The sequence below is a fragment of the Rhodococcus sp. APC 3903 genome (genome assembly GCF_030407755.1).
Classification (GTDB): domain Bacteria; phylum Actinomycetota; class Actinomycetes; order Mycobacteriales; family Mycobacteriaceae; genus Rhodococcus_F; species Rhodococcus_F erythropolis.
In genome coordinates this window covers 80,799-102,352 of sequence record NZ_JASDCV010000006.1, presented here as the reverse complement: position 1 = coordinate 102,352, position 21,554 = coordinate 80,799, and the positions used below count along the sequence as shown (strand labels likewise).

Here is a 21,554-nt window from a genome sequence, read left to right as displayed (position 1 = left end):
TCACGATAGAGGCACGCCTCGCGTGTCTAACGGATGCCTGAGGTAGAACACGTTCCCGGGCGCGCTAACGTGCAGGTCATGAGCGAACAAACCGCAGACGGCACGGAGATCGTCACAGACGGTGAGAAGCGGGGCGGATTTCCACGGTTCCGGCACACTCCCGCAGGTCCGGACTTCGGCCGCTTCGTCGAAGCGATGCGCAGGTTGCAGGACCTTGCCGTCTCGACCAATGTTCCCGACGACGTACTCGCAGACATCGCTACGCAGGCCGAGGAGCTTGCCGATCGGTTGACTCCGTACGAGGTGCCGGAGGGCAAGTCGCCCGCGGGCTCGAACATCCAACTGCCCGGACGCGGCAGCCTCCTCATGCTCCCGTGGATGGTCGAGAAGTTCGACACCGAAGGAGTCCGCAGTACCGGCGTCTTCCGCCGCTACCACCTGGGCGGCAACGGTGCCGCTCACGGCGGTGTCCTGCCCTTGCTGTTCGACGACGTCTTCGGGATGACGGTCCACGCGGGTGGCCGTCCGATTTCCCGGACCGGCTACCTCCACATCAACTACCGTGCGATCACTCCGCTCAACACGCAACTGGTGATCGAAGGGAAGGTGGATCGGGTCGAGGGTCGCAAGACCTTTGTCAGCGCACGCCTGACCGACCTCGACGGCAAGCTCCTCGCCGACGGTGAGGCGCTCATGATCGAACTGCTTCCAGGACAGCCCTGACATGTTCCCCTCGTTCGACGATCTGATCTCGGACGCCGTGGTGCTCGCGCTGCCGATGCGAGTTCGCTTTCGCGGCATCACGACTCGTGAGGCTCTGCTCGTTCGTGGCCCGGCCGGGTGGGGAGAATTCGCACCCTTCGTCGAGTACGACGACGACGAGGCGTCGCAGTGGCTGCTCGCCGGGATCGAGGCGGCGTGGCTGGGTCCGCCGCCTGCGCTTCGTCACGCCGTTCCCGTCAACGCCACCGTGCCGGCGATCGACGCCTCTACCGTTCCGCAATTGTTGGAGCGCTTCCCCGGGGCCCGGACCGCCAAGGTCAAGGTCGCCGAGAAGGGGCAGTCGTTGGCGCAGGACGTCGCCCGGGTGAACGAGGTGCGTCGGCACATCCCGAACGTGCGCGTCGACGCCAACGGCGGGTGGAGTGTGGACGAGGCGATCACGGCTTTGCGAGCGATCACCGAAGACGGTGAACTCGAATATGCGGAGCAGCCGTGTGCAAGCGTCGAGGAACTGGTCAGCGTCCGCGCCGCGGGGACCGGTGTGCGGATCGCTGCAGACGAGAGCATTCGCCGTGCCGAGGACCCGTTGCGCGTCGTACGAGCCGGGGGAGCGGACGTAGCCGTCGTGAAGGTGCCGCCGCTGGGCGGAATGCGTGCTGTGGTGGCGCTGTCGGCGCAGCTGGCGGACTACGGGGTGCCGGTGGTGGTCTCGAGTGCGCTGGACACGGCTGTGGGGATGTCCGCGGGACTGGCGGCTGCGGCAGCCTTGCCCACGCTTCCGTTTGCCTGCGGCCTCGGCACGGGCGGCCTGTTCGTCCGGGATGTCGCGGTCACCGGAGCAGCCGTCGACGGCGCTTTGTCCGTTGGTGCCGTCGAGCCTGATCCGGTTCTGCTCGAGACGCTGGCCGCGCCCGCGGACCGGCGCGACTGGTGGTTGGAGAGGGCCAGGCGCTGCCATCGGATACTCGGCAGTAGAGACCTGCCGAATTTCGTATAGTCTCGGGCGCGACCTGATGAACATCAGTGAAGAATGAAGGGATCGAAAGTGGTTGCAGCTCTGAACGAAACCCTGCTCGAGGAATCACGGGTTCCCGCGGTCGTCGCGGACGTGCAGACCTTGATCGACGCAGAGGTTTCGGATAAGTCGGGGGCCTCAGGGCTGGCTCTCAAGGGTGGCTACGGCGCGGTCAAGAAGGTGAGCCCGTCCATCGTGCCGGACGCCGTCACCGCGCTTCTGCCGGCTTTCGTGGCAAAGCTCGAGCCGTACTGGCAGGAATTCTCGGCTTCCGGTGAAGGCAGCTTCGCCGATTTCATCAGCGCCCGCGGTGACGCGGTTGCCGATTCCCTCCTCGAGGTGACGGACGAGCGTATCGAAGGTAGCGACAAGGCCGTCGTCAAGTCGATGTACTCGAAGCTGCGCGGTTCGGCCAAGAAGCATGTGACTGCAGCTCTGCCGCGTCTGGGCGATGTGATCCAGAAGCACGCTGCATAAGCGAACGTAAGACAACGAGCGGCCCGGGAGTTTCTCCCGGGCCGCTCGTTTTTTTTGCATTCGTTTGTCAGTGAGCCGAATGTCCGTGGCGCCAGAAGCCGGTGAAGGTGATGTCCGTCTTGGCGAACTTTCGGTCGTTCACGAGATGCCGACGCAGCCCGGTGGTGAGTGCCTGTTCGCCGGCGACAAACGTGTAGGACGGCCCCTCGGGCAGTTCGGCGGCGCGGACGGTCTCGAGGGTCAGAACACCCGGCGTTGCGTGTTCGTCCTCGCGAACGAGCCAATGCACGTTGACGTTCGCCAACTCCGGAATGTCTTGCTTGTCTTCGATATTCGGAATCTCGACGAAGACCTCGGCACGCAGGTCTGCCGGCGCGGTTTCCAGAATGCCGATGATCGCCGGAAGTGCGCTCTCGTCGCCGACGAGCAGTTGCCACTTGGCCTCGGGTGTGGGGTTGTAGATGCAGCCTTCGTCGAGGAGTGCGACATTGTCGCCGGTCGACGCGGTGTCCGCCCACGCGGATGCCGGGCCGATGTCGCCGTGATAGGCGAAGTCGATGTCGATCTCCGTGGTCTCACCGAAGAGACCGGATCCGGCAGCACGGTAGGCGCGAATCGTGTAGTTGCGCACGACCGGTCGCGTGTCCTTGGACATCATCAGGTACTGCGCGTACCAGAGATTGCTTGCCGCGCTCGGCAACCGGAGTTCGCTCTGGCCGACCTGCGGGATGAACATGCGGAACCACTGATCGGCACCCATCGGTGCGATGGTGGACAGCTCTTCGCCGGCAATGGTCACCCGGATGAAGCTCGGGCTGATTCGTTTGTTCGCCACGACCTGCGCCGACACGATGCTGCGTGAGGCCGGTTTCACGAACTTGGCGCGCTTGGCCATGACTGGTTGCTCCCTGATTAGCTGTTACTCGTACCTAATCAGGTAACCCTAACCTGATTTACGGCCGGTGTGGAGTGGTGGGTCTGTCCTTTTCTACGACTTCGGGAGGAAGACCCCACTGCGCTCGGCCAAGTCGGCTCATCGGTGCGATTGCCGCGAAGTCCGGTAACCCGTCGTCGGCGACAGCCTCGGGACGTACTGCGACCGCGACCACATTTCCCATCACGACAAATGAATTACCGACCTCGATGACCTGGTGAAGCGTGCATTCGATGGCGATCGGGGAGTCGGCGACCCGGACAGGGCGAACCCGCTCGCTCGGCTCGCTACGGATGTTCAACTCGAGAAATTCGTCGGCCTCGGCGTCGTAGAAGGCCGAACTCTTGTTCACCACGTCTGCGAGCGTGGCGGTCGCCAGGTTGATCACGAATTCGCCGGTCGCTTCGATGTTGCGCAGACTGTCCTTGCGTCCGACCGACGTGAACTGCACGATCGGCGGCGCCGAACTTGCCACGGTGAAAAAGCTGTACGGAGCCAGATTGCCGACGCCGTCCGCCGACAGGGTGGACACCCAGGCAATCGGCCGGGGGACCACCGAAGCGGTGAGTAACTGATAGAACCGGCGGGGTTCGAGCTCGGCTGGATCGAAGAGTGTGCGCACCCACACATAATGCCGCTGTCCCCGCCCCTGGGCATGCTTGCACCCGAACATCTGACACTCTTGAAGGCGTGAATCCGTCCACTGCACAAGCCACAGCCGTCGTCGACGAACTGGTTCGTGGTGGCGTGCGTGAAGTCGTGCTGTGTCCAGGCTCTCGCAACGCGCCCCTCGCATTTGCCCTCCAGGCCGCCGATCTCGACGGCCGGTTGCGTCTGCACATGCGGATCGACGAGCGGACAGCAGGCTTTCTGGCACTCGGACTGGCAATCGCCGGGAAACGACCGGTCCCCATCGTGATGACCTCCGGGACCGCCGTCGCAAACCTCGGACCGGCTGTCCTCGAGGCGAACTACGCGCGAGTGCCGCTGGTGGTCCTGAGCGCCAACCGGCCGTACGAGATGCTCGGCACCGGCGCCAACCAGACCGTCGAGCAGCTCGGGCTCTTCGGCAGTCAAGTTCGCGCAACCATCAGCCTGGGATTGGCCGAGGACGATTCGACGCAGAACAGCCAGTGGCGCTCGGCGGTCTGCCGGGTCCTCGCCGCTGCCCGCGGAACCAGATCCGGAAACGCGGGTCCGGTGCATTTCGACATCCCGCTCCGTGAGCCGCTGGTGCCGGACGTGCACGTCCATGGCCCGGTTCCGGAGGGCCGTCCCGGCGGTGCAGCCTGGACCACCACGCAGAACGCGACGCTCGATGTTCCGGTCGATCTGGACCTCACCGCAGATACGGTGGTCATTTCCGGACACGGCAGCGCACTTCGGCCTGAGCTGGCCGGCCTGCCGACGGTGGCCGAGCCGACGGCTCCGATGCACGGGATCGCACTGCATCCACTCGCGCTCTCGCAACTCAAGCCCAAGCAGGCGATCATCACCGGCCGCCCGACGTTGCATCGTCAGGTCTCGAAGGTTTTGGCCGATCCGAGCGTCGACGTCTACGCGCTGACCACCGGGCCGCGCTGGCCCGACGTATCCGGCAACGTGCTCGCCACGGGAACCAGGGCAGTGGTCACCGGGACGCCCGATCCCGCCTGGATTGCTCGATGCGCCGCGCTGACCGAACACGCCGAAACTGCCGTCCGCAAGCAACTCGACGCCCACCCCAAAGCCACTGGTCTGCACGTGGCAGCTGCCGTGATGGATGCACTCGCGGACGGCGACCAGCTTCTGCTCGGCGCGTCCAACCCCGTTCGCGACGCGGCCCTCGTGAGCTATCCCAAGCCCGCCGTGCGGGTGCTGTCCAATCGCGGGGTCGCAGGTATCGACGGCACCGTCTCGGCGGCGGTCGGTGCCGCACTGGCATACGAGGGCGGCCGGACCGTCGCGCTCATGGGCGACCTGACCTTCCTGCACGACGCGTCCGGGCTGCTGATCGGGACCGGTGAGCCGAGGCCGAGCGACCTCACCATCGTCGTGGCCAACGACGACGGCGGCGGCATCTTCGAACTCCTCGAACAAGGCGACCCGCAGTACGCCGGTGTCTTCGAGCGAGTGTTCGGAACACCGCACGGCATGGACCTCGCTGCGCTGTGCGCGGCCTACCGCGTGCCGCACGCAGCCGTCACCGTCGACGCCCTGGCAACGACGCTGGCGCAACCCGCAAACGGCATTCGTGTGCTCGAAGTCGCAACAGATCGCAGTGGACTGCGCGAACTCCACGCTTCCGTGCGGGCACAGCTGTGACGCAAACGGTTCTGCGGCGCTTCCGCATCGGCGTACTCGTGGTTGCGGTCGGCATTTCGGTGCTCGCGGTGATCCTGGTTCTCGGTGCCTGGCGCAACGATCGGACCATCGAATCGAACATGGGGACCGCAACTGCCGAGGTGCTCTCGGCAGGCTCGCTACGTTCGGCGATCAGCTTCGTGACACCAGACGGCGCGAATCACAACCCTGAACTCGGCGTGCTCTACCCCACCAATCTGACTGTGGGACAACGCATCGAGGTGGAGTACTCCAAAGCCGACCCTGATTTGGTCCGGGTAGCGGGACGCAACGCGACGGTGGCGCTGATCCCGGCAGGATCGGTGATCGTCGTGACGTGGCTCCTGGCTGGACCGTCGATCTGGTACCTGCGCAAGCGGGAAGCGGGAGCTCCGGGATCGGCGCCGGTCGCCTCGAGTTAGTTCGCGCTTCGCCGGAACTTCACACGAACATGACGTGGACTTTTCCTGGCCCTGTCACCGTTCTCGGTGTGAGAGTAGCCATCGTTGCGGAGTCATTCCTGCCCAACATGAACGGCGTCACCAACTCGGTACTACGCGTGCTCGAACACCTCGATCGCACTGGCCACGACGCCATGGTCATTGCGCCGGACACTGTCGGATCCGACACCTCTGCCGCCACCGAACACGAAGGTGTTCAGGTGGTTCGGGTGCCCGCCGTCATGGTGCCCAAAGTCAGTTCACTCCCCGTCGGCCTGCCACAACCGCGTCTGACGACGGCCGTGCGGACCTTCGCGCCCGACGTGGTCCATCTGGCGTCGCCGTTCCTGCTCGGCGCCGGGGGAGTGGCCGTCGCCAAGCGGCTCGCGATACCCACCGTCGCGGTTTACCAGACCGACGTCGCCGGATTTGCCGAAAGCTACGGTCTCGGCGTCACCAGTCGCGCCGCGTGGGCGTGGACCCGTCGAATCCACAAGAGCTGCAACAGGACCCTTGCACCCTCCACGTCGGCAGTCGACGCCCTCGAAGAGCACGGCATTCCGCGCGTGCACCGGTGGGCCCGCGGCGTCGACGCACAACGATTCGCGCCTTCGCGTCGTAGCTCGGCGTTGCGGCAGTCCTGGATCGGCGACAGCGACAGGTTGGTGGTCGGCTTCGTCGGTCGCCTCGCGCCCGAAAAGCATGTCGAGCGACTGGCCGTGCTGGCGGCCGATCCCAGCGTGCAGATCGTGATCGTCGGAGACGGCCCGGATCGCGAGAACCTACGACGACTGATGCCGGATGCGATCTTCACCGGACAACTCGGCGGTACCGCGCTGGCCGACGCCTATGCGAGCCTGGACGTATTCGTTCACCCCGGCGAGCACGAAACTTTCTGCCAGGCGGTTCAGGAAGCCCTCGCGAGCGGTGTACCTGTCGTCGGACCGGACGCCGGCGGACCACGTGACCTGATCTCGCATTGCCGCAACGGCTACCTCCTGCCGACGGACAGGTTCACCGAACTCCTGCCAAGCGCCGTCGACGCACTTCGTCAGCGTGATCTGCGGGTGCAGTTCGGCTCCGCGGCGAGGCGCTCGGTGCTGCACCGGACCTGGCCGGCAATCTGCGAAGAGTTGCTCCGTCACTACGAGGACGTGCAGGGCCTCGGGCGGCGAACGGGTGCCAGAGCAGCCTGAACGCCCTCGCTGCCCGAGGGTTGGTAGCGTTTCGGGTGTGGCCACTACACACGGAACCCGAGCAACTCTCGAGAAGCAACCGCACGAAGTCGCGTCGATGTTCGACGACGTCGCGGAGCGATACGACCTCACCAACACCGTGCTGTCCTTCGGCCAGGACAAGGGTTGGCGCAAGGCCACCCGCGAAGCCCTCGACCTCAAGCCGGGCGAGAAGGTACTCGACCTCGCCGCCGGCACCGGAGTCTCGACCGTCGAACTGGGGCGCTCCGGTGCCTGGTGCGTCGCCACCGATTTCTCCAAGGGAATGCTCAAGGCCGGAATCTCGCGCAAAGTTCCGATGGTCGCAGGTGACGCGATGTACCTGCCCTATGCCGACAACGTGTTCGATGCCGCGACGATTTCCTTCGGCCTGCGCAACGTCTCCGACTTCGAAGCCGGACTGCGCGAGATCGCCCGCGTCACCAAGCCGGGCGGACGTCTCGTCGTCAGCGAGTTCTCGACGCCCGTTTTCGGGCCCTTCCGCACGGTCTACATGGAGTACCTCATGAGGGCGCTCCCGCAGGTCGCACGCACCGTCAGCAGCAACCCCGACGCCTACGTCTACCTCGCCGAATCGATCCGTGCCTGGCCGACCCAGGAAGAGCTGGCACGGAAGATCGAGGCTGCCGGGTGGAAGAACGTCAAGTGGCGCAACCTCACCGGCGGCATCGTGGCGCTGCATTACGCCACTGCCTGACCCTGCTGTGCGCCTTTATTAACCGCGGGCGGTTAATAAAGGCGCACAGCACTTGCTCAGCCGAACAGCGGTCGGGAGTCGATCTTTCTCGACGCGGCCCCCGACGCACGCCATGCCTTCGCCGTCAGATCGGCGTCGGCGTCGGTGACGAGGTTCCCCATCACCCGAACGGCGACCGTCATCAGTGCCCGTGAGCGCATCGCAATCGGGCCCGAGGCGGGCAGGAATTGCGGAACCGTCAGCAGGCCTGCGAGTCGGCGCGCGACCGAGAACGCCTGCCCGTAATGCTCCCGAAGCACGGTCGGCCACAGCTCCGTGAGGTCGTCGGCGCCGAGCTGTTCGACCACCAGACGTCCGCCTTCGAGGCCGTAGTCGATGCCCTCACCGTTGAGCGGGTTCACGCACGCTGCGGCGTCGCCGATCACGGCCCAGTTGCGTCCGGCGATGTTGGAGACGGCGCCGCCCATGGGTAGCAAAGCCGAAGCGACGGAATGAATTTCGCTGCTCCACTGCCACTCGGTTCGGCGCTGGTCGGTGTACAAGTCGAGCAAGGGACGCAGAGCACCCGGCGCCGGGCGCTTGGACGTCGCCAGTGTCCCGACGCCGATGTTCACCTCGCCGGTGCCGAGCGGGAAGATCCAGCCGTACCCCGCCTGCAACGTGCCCTCGGCGTCCCGCAGTTCCAGATGCGAGGTGATCCACGGGTCGGCGCTGCGCGGCGTCGCGACGTAAGCGCGTGCCGCGACGCCGTACGCGGTGTCCCGGTGCCACTGCCGTCCCAGCTTCTTGCCGAGCGTCGAGCGAACGCCGTCGGCGATGATCAGCGTCCGGCAACGAAGAGTGCTGCGTCCCGAGGGGCCGGCGAGTACGACGGCGGCTACTCGATCACCGTCGAGTTCGACGTCGACGGCCTTGGTGCCCTCGACCATGACCGCGCCGGATTCGACGGCGCACCGGCGAATGGCGTCGTCGAGTTCGGTCCGGGGGATCGCACTGCCGATCGGCGGGAACGACGTCCCTGGCCACTCGAGTTCGAGTTCTTGGCCGAAGCCGGACAACCGCAGGCCCTTGTTCGTCGTATGTGACCGAACCCACTCGCCGAGGCCGAGGAGATCCAGTTCGGCCACGGCGCGCGGAGTGAGTCCATCACCACAAGTCTTGTCTCGCGGGAACACGGCAGCGTCCACCAGCACGACGTCTCGGCCGCTGCGGGCGGCCCATGCCGCGGCCGAAGAACCCGCGGGACCTGCGCCGATGACCACAATGTCGGTTTCGGTCGGAAGCGAATCGACGACGGGGGACTGCTCTTCTACGGACACACTCACATCTTCCCAGGCTCGCGATCGCCACCGTGGCGAGGCCGTCCCGAGTGCGAACCGCTAGGTTCACTACCGTGGGAACCGAGCCGTCACTGACGACAGGAATGGGTACTGACATCGTGAGCACCGAAAAGACTGCTGCCGACGCAACCGCATCGAGCACCGTCGTTGCAGGCATCGACCTGGGCGACGAACAGCTCGCCGCAGTAGTGCGTGGTGGACTCTCCGATGTCGAGGAGTTGTTGGTCAGCGAGCTGTCCGACGGCGAAGACTTCCTCACCGAGGCCGCGCTGCATCTCGCGCGAGCCGGGGGAAAGCGCTTCCGTCCGTTGTTCACGATCCTGACCGCGCAACTCGGACCGGTGCCGAACGATCCGTCGATCATCACCGCAGCGACTGTCACCGAACTCGTTCACCTGGCGACGCTCTATCACGACGACGTCATGGACGAGGCGTCCATGCGGCGCGGAGCACCCAGCGCCAACGCCCGCTGGGGAAACAGCGTGGCGATCCTGGCCGGCGACTATCTGTTCGCGCACGCATCACGCCTGGTATCGACGCTCGGACCTGAAGCCGTTCGGATCATCGCCGAAACCTTCGCCGAGCTGGTCACCGGCCAGATGCGCGAGACGATCGGCGTCAAGAAGGAACAGGATCCGGTCGAGCATTACCTCAAGGTCGTGTGGGAGAAGACCGGTTCGCTCATCGCTGCATCCGGACGATTCGGCGGCACCTTCTCCGGCGCCGACGCAGCTCACATCGAGCGCCTCGAGCGCCTGGGTGACGCCGTCGGCACCGCGTTCCAGATCTCCGACGACATCATCGACATCTCCTCCGTATCGGCGCAGTCCGGCAAGACTCCGGGCACCGACCTGCGCGAGGGTGTCCATACCCTGCCCGTCCTGTACGCGTTCCGCGAAGAAGGAGCCGACGCAGATCGCCTGCGGGAGCTGCTCGCGGGCCCGGTCACCGAAGACGCACTGGTAGAAGAAGCTCTCGAACTCCTCGAGCGTTCGCCGGGCATGGTCAAGGCGAAGGCAAAGCTGGGCGAGTACGCAGTCTCGGCAAAGGCCCAGTTGGCCGAGCTCCCGCAGGGACCGGCGAATGAAGCGCTCGTGCGCCTCGTGGACTACACGATCGAACGAGTCGGCTGACACACCTGGGGTGAAACCCTGACGACCCTGGGTGGGAACCCTGATGACCCTGTCCTTCGTTGACTGAACAGAACCGGTGCATACGCCGGGAGTTCGGGTGAGCCTTCGGCTCCAGCGAGGCAAGAGGTGAGCAGTTTGCACGGCTACGCGAACGGTGCGAAGACATTCGGGTTGTTGGTGGGGATGTCAGCGCTGATCGTCTTCATCGGTTCGCTGTTCAACAGCCCGTTCCTTCTGTGGGGATCCGTTCTGTTTGCCGTCGGCATGAATGCCTACGTGTACTTCAACAGCGACAAGCTGGCGCTTCGATCGATGCGCGCCCAGCCCATCACCGAGGTCGAGGCACCGGCGATCTACCGGATCGTGCGCGAACTCGCCACGACGGCGCACCAACCGATGCCCAGGCTGTACGTCAGCCCCACGAACGCCCCGAACGCGTTTGCCACCGGTCGTAGCCCTCGGCACGCCGCGGTGTGCGTGACCAGCGGCATCATGCAGATCCTGAACGAACGCGAACTGCGCGCCGTACTCGGGCACGAACTCTCTCACGTCTACAACCGGGACATTTTGATCTCGTCCGTGGCCGGCGCGATGGCCAGCGTCATCTCGGGCCTGGCCAACTTCGCGATGTACGCGAGCATCTTCGGTGGCCGAGGGAACGGGCAGGGAAGTAATCCGATCGCCTTGCTGCTCGTCTCCCTACTGGGACCGATCGCGGCAACCGTGGTCAAGCTGGCCGTCTCGCGCTCTCGCGAGTATCAGGCTGATCAATCGGGAGCCGAGCTCACCGGTGACCCATTGGCGTTGGCGTCGGCGCTGCGCAAGCTCGAGTCGGGCGTGGCAGCCGCGCCGTTGCCGCCTGAGCCCAAGCTCGCGGCGCAGTCACACCTGATGATTGCCAACCCCTTCAGAGCGGGGGACAAGGTGAGCAAGCTGTTCTCGACGCATCCGCCCATGGCGGATCGTATCGAGCGTTTGGAGAAGATGGCCGGGATGTAGGGCCTTCGGCCCCTGTGCGCGGTTAGGTAGTCCCAGGACTCCTTAACCGCGCACAGGGGCGCAGCCCCTACTACCGGTAGTTCACGAACTGCAGGGCGATCCCGAAGTCCTCACCCTTGAGCAGGGAGATGACGCCCTGGAGGTCGTCGCGCTTCTTGCTGCTCACACGAAGTTCCTCACCCTGGATCTGCGCCTTGACGCCCTTGGGGCCCTCGTCGCGAATCTTCTTGGTGATCTTCTTCGCGTTCTCGCTGCTGATGCCCTGGACCAAGGTTCCGGACAGCTTGTAGATCTTTCCGGACTGCGCCGGCTCGCCGGCATCGAATGCCTTCAGCGAGATGTCACGACGGATCAACTTCTCCTTGAACACGTCGAGGGCGGCCAGCAGTCGCTCCTCGGTGTCGGCGTTCAACGTGATCGTCTCTTCACCAGACCACTCGATCGACGCTCCCGTGTTTCGGAAGTCGAAACGCGTGGTCAACTCCTTGGCAGCCTGATGCAGGGCGTTGTCCACCTCTTGACGGTCAACCTTGCTCACCACGTCGAAGGACGAATCAGCCACTTCACACTCCCGCTTTCCGGTAGTTCACGAACATCGAGTTCTGCCCACCTTCCATACCGGTGGACACCTCGACGTTATCGGGTCGGCACCGCCCGTTACCACCCGGTTTGCAAAATGGGGGTGTGTTCGTTGTATTCTTCTCACCGCACCGAGGAAGCCGTTTTCGGCCGCCGCACGTCGCGATATACTTGCGAATGCGCCGGATCGAAGCCTGGTGCAAGCACGGCAGATTGCCCGAGCGGCCAATGGGAGCGGACTGTAAATCCGTCGGCTTATGCCTACGTAGGTTCGAATCCTACATCTGCCACACCAAGTCAGCCCCGATTCTCTTTACGAGAGTCGGGGCTGACTTTTTTGTGCTTGCTTCGAGGTCGGGTGGGCGTTGGTGACGCCGGCGTCGGCTGCGGCTCAGGGGCCTCGGGAGTGCTTCTGGGGATGCCTTCGGGGGAGTGCGGGGACAAGTTGGTTCCCGCAAAGCCCTCGCCAGCGGCCCCGATCGGTGCAACAATGGGCTCCGGCACCATTTTTGCCCCGATGACCAGCGGATTTGGTGCTGGCGCTCGTTCGTGTGTAATCTTTCGGAGGCTTCAAGAGAGCGGCAACGCACTCCTGAGCCACGCCCCCTTAGCTCAGTCGGTAGAGCGTTTCCATGGTAAGGAAAAGGTCAACGGTTCGATTCCGTTAGGGGGCTCGCTGGATTGTGGTGCCGTGCTTTCCGCGCGACACTCGACACCGAGGCGGTGTAGCTCAGTTGGTAGAGCAAACGACTCATAATCGTTGCGTCGCCGGTTCAAGTCCGGTCACCGCTACACAATATGCATGATCCACCCTGATTGCTCGTAATCAGATACACCCGAAAGAAGGCATCCCGTGGCCTCCTCGACCGACGTTCGGCCCAAGATCACCTTGGCCTGCGAGGTATGCAAGCACCGCAACTACATCACCAAGAAGAATCGGCGCAACGACCCCGATCGCCTGGAGCTCAAGAAGTTCTGCCCCAACTGCGGAACTCACCAGTCGCATCGCGAGTCGAAGTAGTAAGTCCTTAACAGGACGACGATTTTCGCGGAAGACCCTCTCTGGGCCTGCGTCTTCGGGTCCTAGCTAGAAGAGAGTCTCACCGCGTGACAGATTTGCAAGAGAACCAGGCAGCGGCCGAGGTCCCTACGGACCCGGCCGCTCATGCCGTCCAGATGGTCGGTCACCACTATCGTGTCGAAGACTTCTACGAGGTCGGACGCGAGAAGGTGCGCGAGTTCGCTCGCGCCGTCCAGGACGCGCATCCTGCGCACTACGACGAATCGGCAGCCAAAGGCCTCGGATACGACGGCCTGATTGCTCCCATTACGTTCGTCGCCATCGTGGGTGCCATTGCTCAGCGACGTCTGTTCGAAGAGATCGTCACAGGCTACGACTTGAGTCAGATTCTTCAGACCGATCAGCGACTGGTGCTGCACAAGCCCATGCAGGTCGGTGACCGACTCTTCTGCGATGTTTTCCTGGATTCGTTCAGGCAGGCCGCAGGTAGCGACATCATCGTGACCAAGAACATCATCACCGATCAGAACGACGAAGCAGTTGTCACCACGTGGACAACGCTTGTTGCTCGAACGGGTGGGGAAGTGGACGAGAACATCGCCCACGCAGTCAAGGACGTGATGATGCATGTCGCTTCGTAAATTTTCCGACGTGAGTGTCGGCGAACTTCTCCCCGAGAAGTCCGTCACCCTGACGCGTGGAAACCTCGCCAACTACGCGGGTGTTTCGGGAGATCCCAATCCGATTCACTTCAGTGACGAGGTCGCACGACTTGCCGGCTTGCCGGACGTCGTCGCGCACGGCATGCTCTCCATGGGCATCGGTGCCGGTTACGTCACCGAATGGCTGGGAGATCCGGGTGCAGTGACCGAGTACAACGTACGGTTCACGAGCCCGGTGATCGTGGCAGCCGACAAGGCTGCCGAGATCGAGTTCACCGCCAAGGTGAAGTCGATCGACGAAGAAAGCAAGACCGCAGTACTGGCAATCGTGGCCAAGTCCGAAGGTAAGAAGATCTTCGGTCGTGCCACCGCCACGGTCCGTCTAGCCTGATCGCAGGGCGGATTGTGTTTGTTCCGGGGCTTTGAAGTACACTGAGATTTCTGGGATTCCTCAGCGCTGCGCGCTGCCCTGAATGTTGCAAGACATTCACCTCGGGTAGCGCGTATGTTGTGTGATCGCAGAACGGTTGATTCAGGCAGGGTTCACCTGTCGATGTCAACCAAAGGGGCGTAGCTCAACTGGCAGAGCAGCGGTCTCCAAAACCGCAGGTTGCAGGTTCAAGTCCTGTCGCCCCTGCCCCCGGATGCCAGCGACTGAGAGGAACGACGTGAGCGAGGAGCGCGCCAAGCGCGACGCCGACACTTCGGATGCGGAGACTTCAACGTCTGCCGATTCGACCGGTGTCGACGACACTGCAGCTGACGCGACTACGCGTTCCGATCTGTCGTTGGACAAGGACGGTGCCGAGAAGGCTCCCTCCGCATCCAGTGGGGTTTCCAACAAGCCGACCGGCAAGCGCGCTGCACGCGGCGCCTCGGTCAGCGCGTCCACCGTGAAGACTCCGGCCCGGACGGCATCCCGGACATCTTCGGCCAAGCCGACTGCAACGAACCCCGGCAAGAAGCCCAAGGCGAAGAAGGACAACATCTTCAAGCGCCTGCGCAAATTCTTCCGCGAGGTCATCGCAGAACTCCGTAAGGTCATCTGGCCGAACCGCAAGCAGATGATCACCTACACCAGCGTCGTGCTGACGTTCGTGGTCTTCATGGTCGCTTTCATCAGCGGCGTCGATATCGCTGTGATCAAGGGTGTCACCTGGCTGTTCGGCTGATCGCCGTAGCAGTCGGGCGTCTTTGCCTGCGAGCGCGACAAGACCCGACCCGGGTCCGAGTAACGAGAGGAAGCGAGTGCCCCAGTGAGCACCCCCGAGAACGACACGAATGAGGCTTTGGCCGAAGAGCGTGTTTCTGCCGAGGCGGCAGCCGAAGTAGACGTCGTGGTTGCCGAAGGCACCGATGCAGACGTTGCCGAAGGCACTGATGCAGACGCTGCAGCGACCGAGGACGTCATCTCCGACGATGCCGAGAACTCCGACGAGGCCGCTCCCGCCGCCGAGCTCGAGGTCGAGGATCCCGTTGCCGAACTCAAGGCTGCGCTGCGTCGCGCCCCGGGTGACTGGTACGTCATCCACTCGTACGCCGGTTACGAGAACAAGGTCAAGACCAACCTCGAGACTCGCGTTCAGAACCTCGACGTCGGTGACTACATCTTCCAGGTGGAAGTTCCCACCGAAGAGGTCACCGAGATCAAGAACGGCCAGCGCAAGCAGGTCAATCGCAAGGTTCTGCCCGGATACATCCTCGTTCGCATGGAGCTCAACGACGAGTCGTGGGGCGCAGTGCGCAACACGCCTGGCGTCACCGGTTTTGTCGGTGCCACGTCGCGTCCCTCGCCGCTGACCCTCAACGAGGTCGTCAAGTTCCTGCTCCCGCAGCAGGAGCAGAAGAAGCAGCAGGCTGCAGCGGCCGCCGTCGCAGCAGGCGAGGCACCGTCCGAGTCCTTCGGCAAGCCCCTCATCGAGGTCGACTTCGAGGTCGGCGAGTCGGTCACCGTCATGGACGGCCCGTTCGCAACCCTTCCGGCCAGCATCAGCGAGGTCAACGGCGAGCAGCAGAAGCTCAAGGTTCTCGTGTCGATCTTCGGTCGTGAAACCCCGGTTGAGCTCAACTTCAACCAGGTCGCGAAGATCTGACCACCCCAAAACTTGCAATTTGTTCGACGCAAGACACACACCCAAGCTAGAAACTAGGAACTAGAGATGCCCCCAAAGAAGAAGAAGCTCGCCGGGCTCATCAAGCTGCAGATCCAGGCAGGTCAGGCTAACCCTGCACCTCCCGTGGGTCCCGCGCTCGGTCAGCACGGCGTGAACATCATGGAGTTCTGCAAGGCCTACAACGCGGCGACTGAGTCCCAGCGCGGCAACGTTGTGCCGGTCGAGATCTCGGTCTACGAAGACCGGACCTTCGATTTCAAGCTGAAGACCCCTCCCGCCGCCAAGCTGCTCCTCAAGGCAGCCGGCGTCGCCAAGGGCTCCGGCGAACCGCACAAGACCAAGGTTGCCTCGGTGACCATGGATCAGGTGCGCGAAATCGCGAAGACCAAGGCTGAAGACCTCAATGCCAATGACATCGAGCAGGCCGCGAAGATCATCGCCGGCACCGCTCGTTCCATGGGCATCACGGTCCAGGGCTAATAGTCCGCTCCACAGCACTACGTGGGAGGGCCGGCCAGGCCCCGACCACAACTGAACCATTCACCACTGCACAGGTAATTCGCTGCAGTGATAAGTAAGGACAGAACAAATGGCAAAGCGCAGCAAGGCGTACCTCGCCGCCGCTGAGAAGATCGACGCAGACAAGCTCTACAGCCCGCTTCAGGCTGCAAAGCTCGCCAAGGAGACGTCGTCCACCAAGATGGATGCAACCGTTGAGGTTGCAGTTCGTCTGGGCGTCGACCCCCGTAAGGCTGACCAGATGGTCCGCGGAACGGTCAACCTGCCCCACGGCACCGGTAAGACCGCTCGCGTCATCGTGTTCGCTGTTGGCGAGAAGGCAGCAGAGGCCGAGGCTGCAGGCGCTGACGTAGTCGGTGCAGAAGACCTGATCGAGCGCATCCAGGGTGGATGGGTCGATTTCGACGCCGCAATCGCGACTCCTGATCAGATGGCCAAGGTCGGCCGCATCGCCCGTGTCCTCGGACCGCGTGGCCTGATGCCGAACCCGAAGACGGGCACCGTCACGGCGGATGTCACCAAGGCTGTCAACGACATCAAGGGCGGAAAGATCAACTTCCGCGTCGACAAGCAGGCCAACCTGCACTTCGTCATCGGCAAGGCATCGTTCGACGATGAGAAGCTGGTGGAGAACTACGGCGCAGCCCTGGACGAGATCCTGCGTGCGAAGCCCTCGTCGGCCAAGGGTCGCTACGTGAAGAAGATCACGGTCTCGACCACCACCGGTCCGGGCATCCCGGTGGATCCGAACCGTACTCGCAACCTCCTCGAGGATGCTGCAGACGCGTAAGCAGTCCGCATACGAACAAGAAGGCCGGCAGGGATCACTCCCTGCCGGCCTTCTTGTCTGTTTCGGGAGAGGGTGATCCCTGCCGGTGGTATCGGTCCAACGGGGGTATCGATCCAACGGTGGTATCGATCTAACGGTGGCATCATCGGGGTATGCACGAAGCGTTCCAGTTCCTCGGAAACTTTTGGTGGCTGATCTTCGTTTTCGGCGGCACCATCGGTGGGGCGCTGAAAGGTGTCGCGGTTGCCAACGAAAGGCGGATCGAGCGCCGGCAAGAGCGCTTCCGGCTCAAGCAGGAGACCAAGGTCGCCATCGCGCAGGCCAACGCACAACATCACGCCGACGAAGAAACACAGCGCCGAGAGCTGGCCAAGGCCATCGAGCAGCACGATGCGGTCGACGCCCGATGGTTCTCGTACGAGCTCGATCCGGTCACACTGCTCGACACTCCGATGATGACGGACATGCGTGAGCCTTTGACGGCCGATTTTCATCGAGCCAAATATCGTGCCGATCTGCTCCGTCCAGGCAATCCGGAGACGATGATCGGTAACCAGCAGGCACAAACCGAGTACCGCGAGGCGGTGCACGCTTACTCGATCGCCTTCGAGATCGCGGAAGCGGAGGCGAAGCGTCGCCGACGGAGCGGATTCACCCTCGACGAACAAGAGCGCCTGGTACGGGCGCAACGTCTGCTGCGCCTGGCCATGGACGATGGCGCGACGCCACAGGAACGTCAGAGTGCGTATCGGAAGGCTCACAAAGAACTCGACGGGCTGCTGGTGCTGCCGGACCGAGCTCGGGCAGAGATCGAACACAAGATCGCCAGGGCCATCGGTGCTTGAAGAAACCGGGTGCTTGAAGAAACCGGGTGCTTGAAGAAACCGGGTGCTTGAAGAAACCAGCTGCGTGACGAGGCCGATTTGGTTATGCAGCGAGTAGTCAGGTAGTCTTCGACGCGGAGTTCAGTGCTGGATATGAACTTCACCCCAAAATCATGTTCTACCCAAGACCGTTGGTGATTGCACTCAGTAATGAGTGTGGTTGAAAGTCCGGGAGTGCCCGGCGGCCCACGTAGGTGAACGAGGTAGGGGGATAGCTTGATGTAGTGGTTCTACAGTTTGCCTGGTTATGCACTGCTTTGCGTTGCATCGTTACGCTGATTCGTAAGCCTCTTCTTCATGTTTCCTCTGTACGCCCCGTGCGCTTGCGCCGGGGCGTTTTGCATGTCGCGGACTGTGTCTTCTCGGGTTCACCCGATGAGGTGCAGCGGTTCCTGAGTGGGACAACGACTGTCACGAGAGGAGGCGAAGTATGGCAAAGCCTGAGAAGGTTTCCGCAGTTGCGGAAATCACCGAGCAGTTCAAGGGTTCGACCGCCGCTGTGGTCACGGAATACCGTGGCCTTTCGGTTGGCAACATCACGACACTGCGACGCGCTCTCGGAGAAGGTGCCACCTACTCCGTCGCCAAGAACACCCTGGTCAAGCGTGCCGCCGCAGAGGCTGGCATCGAGGGCCTTGATGACCTGTTCGTTGGTCCGACCGCCATTGCATTCATCAAGGGCGAACCGGTCGACGCTGCGAAGGCTCTGAAGAACTTCGCTAAGGACAACAAGGCGCTCATCATCAAGGGCGGCTACATGGACGGCGCTGCGCTGTCCGTGGAAGAGGTCAACAAGATCGCGGATCTCGAATCCCGCGAAATCCTGTTGGCAAAGCTTGCCGGCGCGATGAAGGGCAACTTGGCAAAGGCCGCAGGCCTGTTCAATGCTCCCGCTTCGCAGATGGCCCGTTTGGCCGCTGCCCTGCAGGAGAAGAAGGCCGCAGAAGGCGGAGCCGCAGAGGCCCCCGCAGAGGCTGCCACCGAGGCTCCGGCCGAGGCCGAAGCCGAAAGCTGATCCGCACCCGCGCATCACTGCTATAACCCCGCCCGGTCGCGGATCAGCGACATGGGACTTACAGGAAGGACCGCCACAATGGCGAAGCTCAGCACCGAAGAGTTGTTGGACCAGTTCAAGGAGCTCACCCTCCTCGAGCTCTCGGAGTTCGTTAAGGCATTCGAGGAGACCTTCGAGGTCACCGCTGCTGCTCCCGTCGCCGTCGCGGCTGCAGGCGCACCGGCTGCCGGCGCAGAAGCTGCTGAAGAGCAGGACGAGTTCGACGTCGTCCTCGAGTCGGCTGGCGACAAGAAGATCCAGGTCATCAAGGTCGTCCGTGAGGTCGTTTCCGGCCTCGGCCTGAAGGAAGCCAAGGACCTCGTCGAGAGCGCTCCGAAGGCCATCCTCGAGAAGGTTGCCAAGGACGCCGCAGAGGCTGCCAAGGAAAAGCTCGAAGCTGCCGGCGCAAAGATCGTCATCAAGTAAGACGGTTTTCCCGCTGCTCTTCGCGAGTAGTAACGAAGAGGGCCACTCCCCACGGGGAGTGGCCCTCTTTTTTTGAACTTTTTTCGCGGGTGATATGTCGGAATCCATGCAGGTGGGAGGGGTGCCCGAACTAGGCTGTGACCTGAATTGTGCTTCTTCCCTACTCGTTAGTAGTATTCGCAGTCACGGGTACCACTCCCATGCGATAGAGTGACCCAACCCACACGGGTGCATGCATGCAACGGACGTCGCGGAGGTAATGGTGGGAGTCGAGGTAGCGGTACAAGGACTGACAAAGTCTTTCGGGTCGCAGAGGATTTGGCAGGACGTGTCGTTGACACTTCCCGCGGGTGAGGTCAGCGCACTGCTCGGGCCTTCGGGTACCGGTAAGTCGGTGTTCCTGAAGTCCCTGATCGGACTGCTCCGCCCTGAACAAGGCTCCATTGTCATCGACGGCACGGACATCCTGCAGTGCTCCTCCAAGGAGCTCTACGAGATCCGCAAGCTGTTCGGCGTTCTGTTCCAGGACGGCGCACTGTTCGGCTCGATGAACTTGTACGACAACATCGCATTCCCGCTTCGTGAGCACACCAAGAAGTCGGAATCCGATATCCGCAAGATCGTGATGGAGAAGCTCGATCTCACGGGTCTGGTCGGCGCCGAGGACAAGCTTCCCGGTGAGATCTCCGGCGGTATGCGCAAGCGTGCCGGTCTTGCGCGTGCACTCGTTCTCGATCCCGAGATCATCCTCGTCGACGAGCCTGACTCCGGTCTGGATCCGGTGCGTACGACGTACATCAGCCAGACGCTGATCGACATCAACGCCCAGTCGGACGCGACGATTCTGATCGTCTCGCACAACATCAACCTCGCACGCACGGTGCCGGACAACATCGGCATGCTCTTCCGTCGTCAGTTGGTGATGTTCGGTCCTCGTGAGGTGCTGCTCACCTCTGACGAGCCCGTCGTCAAGCAGTTCCTCAATGGAACGATGATCGGTCCGATCGGTATGTCGGAGGAAAAGGACGAGGCTCAGATGGCGCACGAGCAGGCGCTCGTCGACGCCGGTCACCACGCCGGTGGTGTCGACGACGTCGAGGGCATCGTGCCGCAGATGAAGGCCACCCCCGGAAACCCGGAGCGTCAGGCTGTTCGTCGTCGCCAGGAGCGCGTCCGCCAGATCATGCACACCCTCCCAGCTAACGCTCAGGCGGCAATTCAGGACAGCCTCGACGAGGTTGACGGAACTGGGCAGTACGCTCCCCAGTACGCCGACGCGAGCGGCTATCAGGGGGAGTGGAACGACAACTCGCAAGACACGCAGGTCATTCCTGCATACGAGGGCGATCCCTACGGAAACACGACACACGGGCAAGGGTAGGCATATCGGATGGGGGTTACCCGCAACTCGGTTCTGAGTCCGGTCAACGGAGCATTAACTCAGGCCGGAAACATCGTCGAACTGTTTGTCGACGTCGTCAGGAATACGTTCCGGCGTCCATTTCAGTTCCGTGAGTTCATCGAGCAGGCCTGGTTCATCGCCAGCGTGACAATTTTGCCGACGGCATTGGTAGCCATTCCTTTCGGCGCCGTCGTCTCACTGCAGACCGGTTCGCTGATCAAGCAGTTGGGTGCAGAATCGTTCACCGGCGCTGCCAGCGTCCTGGCGGTGATCCAGCAGGGTAGCCCTCTGGTGACAGCATTGTTGGTCGCCGGTGCGGCCGGATCGGCCGTGACGGCCGACCTCGGTTCTCGAACCATTCGCGAAGAGATCGACGCGATGGAAGTCCTCGGAATCAATCCGATTCAGCGCCTGGTGGTTCCGCGTGTACTCGCGATGGTGCTGATCGCTGTGCTGCTCAACGGACTGGTGTCCGTAGTCGGTATCGCGGGTGGTTACTTCTTCAACGTGATCCTGCAGGGCGGTAACCCCGGTGCCTACATCTCGTCGTTCTCAGCTTTTGCGCAGCTACCGGACATTTGGAGCGGTGAGATCAAAGCCGCGGTGTTCGGTGTCATCGCCGGTGTGATCTCCGCGTACAAGGGACTCCACCCATCCGGTGGCCCGAAGGGCGTCGGTGAGGCGGTGAACCAGGCCGTCGTCATCACGTTCCTGCTGTTGTTCTTCGCCAATCTGATTCTGACGATGGTGTACCTCCAGATCGTGCCGGCGAAGGGATCTTGACCTAA

General features: G+C 62.9%; 25 protein-coding genes and 4 tRNA genes. 25 read left to right on the top strand and 4 right to left on the bottom strand.

Going from position 1 to position 21,554, the window contains the following annotated elements:
- Positions 1–78: 78 nt before the first annotated feature.
- From QMA15_RS10420 to QMA15_RS10410, 3 genes are read left to right on the top strand one after another with little or no spacing between them, the layout of a single operon-like run.
- Positions 79–723 (top strand): PaaI family thioesterase, encoded by a 645-nt coding sequence (locus QMA15_RS10420; RefSeq protein ID WP_024487302.1) that lies wholly within the window; start codon positions 79–81, stop codon positions 721–723.
- A gap of 1 nt (position 724) precedes the next feature.
- The gene (locus tag QMA15_RS10415; protein WP_279164386.1) at positions 725–1,720 is read left to right on the top strand and encodes an o-succinylbenzoate synthase; all 996 of its coding nucleotides are present in this window, start codon (positions 725–727) and stop codon (positions 1,718–1,720) included.
- A 48-nt stretch (positions 1,721–1,768) separates the two neighbouring features.
- Positions 1,769–2,215, top strand: coding sequence for a hypothetical protein (locus QMA15_RS10410; protein WP_003941973.1), 447 nt, complete (start codon positions 1,769–1,771; stop codon positions 2,213–2,215).
- A gap of 67 nt (positions 2,216–2,282) precedes the next feature.
- Here QMA15_RS10410 and QMA15_RS10405 read toward each other — a convergent pair whose 3' ends face one another.
- Complete coding sequence (locus QMA15_RS10405) at positions 2,283–3,110, bottom strand: siderophore-interacting protein (RefSeq protein ID WP_069146236.1); 828 nt, start codon at positions 3,108–3,110, stop codon at positions 2,283–2,285.
- Positions 3,111–3,168: 58 nt separating this feature from the next.
- Entirely contained in the window at positions 3,169–3,771 is a 603-nt protein-coding gene (locus QMA15_RS10400) for a flavin reductase family protein (RefSeq protein ID WP_021343457.1), read from the bottom strand.
- A 68-nt stretch (positions 3,772–3,839) separates the two neighbouring features.
- Between QMA15_RS10400 and menD the strand changes: the two genes are divergently transcribed.
- The 4 genes from menD to QMA15_RS10380 all read left to right on the top strand — a co-directional run bounded on the left by menD (position 3,840) and on the right by QMA15_RS10380 (position 7,843).
- Complete coding sequence (gene menD, locus QMA15_RS10395) at positions 3,840–5,453, top strand: 2-succinyl-5-enolpyruvyl-6-hydroxy-3-cyclohexene-1-carboxylic-acid synthase (protein ID WP_020906813.1); 1,614 nt, start codon at positions 3,840–3,842, stop codon at positions 5,451–5,453.
- Positions 5,450–5,893, top strand: coding sequence for a DUF3592 domain-containing protein (locus QMA15_RS10390; RefSeq protein WP_020968960.1), 444 nt, complete (start codon positions 5,450–5,452; stop codon positions 5,891–5,893). Before menD ends, QMA15_RS10390 begins: the two co-directional genes overlap by 4 nt.
- Before the next feature lie 68 nt (positions 5,894–5,961).
- Complete coding sequence (locus tag QMA15_RS10385; RefSeq protein WP_029536746.1) at positions 5,962–7,107, top strand: glycosyltransferase family 1 protein; 1,146 nt, start codon at positions 5,962–5,964, stop codon at positions 7,105–7,107.
- Between the two features lie 37 nt (positions 7,108–7,144).
- The gene (locus QMA15_RS10380; protein WP_279164385.1) at positions 7,145–7,843 is read left to right on the top strand and encodes a demethylmenaquinone methyltransferase; all 699 of its coding nucleotides are present in this window, start codon (positions 7,145–7,147) and stop codon (positions 7,841–7,843) included.
- Between the two features lie 56 nt (positions 7,844–7,899).
- On the opposite strand, the gene QMA15_RS10375 is transcribed toward QMA15_RS10380, so the two are convergent.
- Positions 7,900–9,168, bottom strand: coding sequence for a geranylgeranyl reductase family protein (locus tag QMA15_RS10375; RefSeq protein ID WP_046378225.1), 1,269 nt, complete (start codon positions 9,166–9,168; stop codon positions 7,900–7,902).
- Positions 9,169–9,266: 98 nt separating this feature from the next.
- Here QMA15_RS10375 and QMA15_RS10370 point away from each other — a divergent pair, with 98 nt between their 5' ends.
- Together QMA15_RS10370 and htpX are read left to right on the top strand one after the other, a co-directional pair.
- On the top strand, positions 9,267–10,316 hold the full coding sequence (locus tag QMA15_RS10370) for a polyprenyl synthetase family protein (protein WP_020906817.1): 1,050 nt from the start codon (positions 9,267–9,269) through the stop codon (positions 10,314–10,316).
- A 135-nt stretch (positions 10,317–10,451) separates the two neighbouring features.
- Positions 10,452–11,315: a zinc metalloprotease HtpX gene (gene htpX, locus QMA15_RS10365; RefSeq protein WP_007728460.1), complete on the top strand. Its 864-nt coding sequence runs from the start codon at positions 10,452–10,454 to the stop codon at positions 11,313–11,315.
- A gap of 70 nt (positions 11,316–11,385) precedes the next feature.
- Here htpX and QMA15_RS10360 read toward each other — a convergent pair whose 3' ends face one another.
- Positions 11,386–11,877, bottom strand: a complete 492-nt coding sequence (locus tag QMA15_RS10360) for a YajQ family cyclic di-GMP-binding protein (RefSeq protein ID WP_003941854.1) — start codon at positions 11,875–11,877, stop codon at positions 11,386–11,388.
- Positions 11,878–12,101: 224 nt separating this feature from the next.
- Between QMA15_RS10360 and QMA15_RS10355 the strand changes: the two genes are divergently transcribed.
- The 16 genes from QMA15_RS10355 to QMA15_RS10280 all read left to right on the top strand — a co-directional run bounded on the left by QMA15_RS10355 (position 12,102) and on the right by QMA15_RS10280 (position 21,549).
- A tRNA-Tyr gene (locus tag QMA15_RS10355) sits at positions 12,102–12,184 on the top strand.
- Positions 12,185–12,495: 311 nt separating this feature from the next.
- Positions 12,496–12,568 (top strand) — tRNA-Thr (locus tag QMA15_RS10350).
- 45 nt (positions 12,569–12,613) lie between these two features.
- A tRNA-Met gene (locus QMA15_RS10345) sits at positions 12,614–12,686 on the top strand.
- A gap of 61 nt (positions 12,687–12,747) precedes the next feature.
- Positions 12,748–12,915, top strand: a complete 168-nt coding sequence (rpmG, locus tag QMA15_RS10340; protein WP_003941903.1) for a 50S ribosomal protein L33 — start codon at positions 12,748–12,750, stop codon at positions 12,913–12,915.
- Between the two features lie 86 nt (positions 12,916–13,001).
- On the top strand, positions 13,002–13,556 hold the full coding sequence (gene hadA / locus QMA15_RS10335) for a (3R)-hydroxyacyl-ACP dehydratase subunit HadA (protein WP_019744315.1): 555 nt from the start codon (positions 13,002–13,004) through the stop codon (positions 13,554–13,556).
- Positions 13,543–13,968, top strand: coding sequence for a (3R)-hydroxyacyl-ACP dehydratase subunit HadB (gene hadB, locus QMA15_RS10330; RefSeq protein ID WP_003941909.1), 426 nt, complete (start codon positions 13,543–13,545; stop codon positions 13,966–13,968). Before hadA ends, hadB begins: the two co-directional genes overlap by 14 nt.
- A 173-nt stretch (positions 13,969–14,141) precedes the next feature.
- Positions 14,142–14,214 (top strand) — tRNA-Trp (locus QMA15_RS10325).
- Between the two features lie 31 nt (positions 14,215–14,245).
- A complete protein-coding gene (gene secE, locus QMA15_RS10320; RefSeq protein ID WP_020968963.1) occupies positions 14,246–14,749 on the top strand; it encodes a preprotein translocase subunit SecE in 504 nt (167 codons plus the stop codon).
- Between the two features lie 84 nt (positions 14,750–14,833).
- A complete protein-coding gene (nusG, locus tag QMA15_RS10315; protein ID WP_003942049.1) occupies positions 14,834–15,670 on the top strand; it encodes a transcription termination/antitermination protein NusG in 837 nt (278 codons plus the stop codon).
- A 66-nt stretch (positions 15,671–15,736) separates the two neighbouring features.
- Entirely contained in the window at positions 15,737–16,171 is a 435-nt protein-coding gene (rplK, locus tag QMA15_RS10310) for a 50S ribosomal protein L11 (protein WP_003941896.1), read from the top strand.
- Positions 16,172–16,280: 109 nt separating this feature from the next.
- Positions 16,281–17,000 carry a 50S ribosomal protein L1 gene (gene rplA, locus QMA15_RS10305; protein ID WP_003941982.1) on the top strand — a complete coding sequence of 240 codons (720 nt, stop codon included), beginning with the start codon at positions 16,281–16,283 and terminating at the stop codon, positions 16,998–17,000.
- Between the two features lie 152 nt (positions 17,001–17,152).
- A complete protein-coding gene (locus QMA15_RS10300; protein ID WP_019744313.1) occupies positions 17,153–17,845 on the top strand; it encodes a hypothetical protein in 693 nt (230 codons plus the stop codon).
- 469 nt (positions 17,846–18,314) lie between these two features.
- Complete coding sequence (gene rplJ, locus QMA15_RS10295) at positions 18,315–18,899, top strand: 50S ribosomal protein L10 (protein WP_003942074.1); 585 nt, start codon at positions 18,315–18,317, stop codon at positions 18,897–18,899.
- A gap of 78 nt (positions 18,900–18,977) precedes the next feature.
- Positions 18,978–19,364: a 50S ribosomal protein L7/L12 gene (gene rplL / locus QMA15_RS10290; RefSeq protein WP_003941857.1), complete on the top strand. Its 387-nt coding sequence runs from the start codon at positions 18,978–18,980 to the stop codon at positions 19,362–19,364.
- 259 nt (positions 19,365–19,623) lie between these two features.
- Positions 19,624–20,745, top strand: a complete 1,122-nt coding sequence (locus tag QMA15_RS10285; RefSeq protein WP_024487305.1) for an ABC transporter ATP-binding protein — start codon at positions 19,624–19,626, stop codon at positions 20,743–20,745.
- Positions 20,746–20,754: 9 nt separating this feature from the next.
- A complete protein-coding gene (locus QMA15_RS10280; protein WP_003942038.1) occupies positions 20,755–21,549 on the top strand; it encodes an ABC transporter permease in 795 nt (264 codons plus the stop codon).
- Positions 21,550–21,554 lie beyond the last annotated feature (5 nt).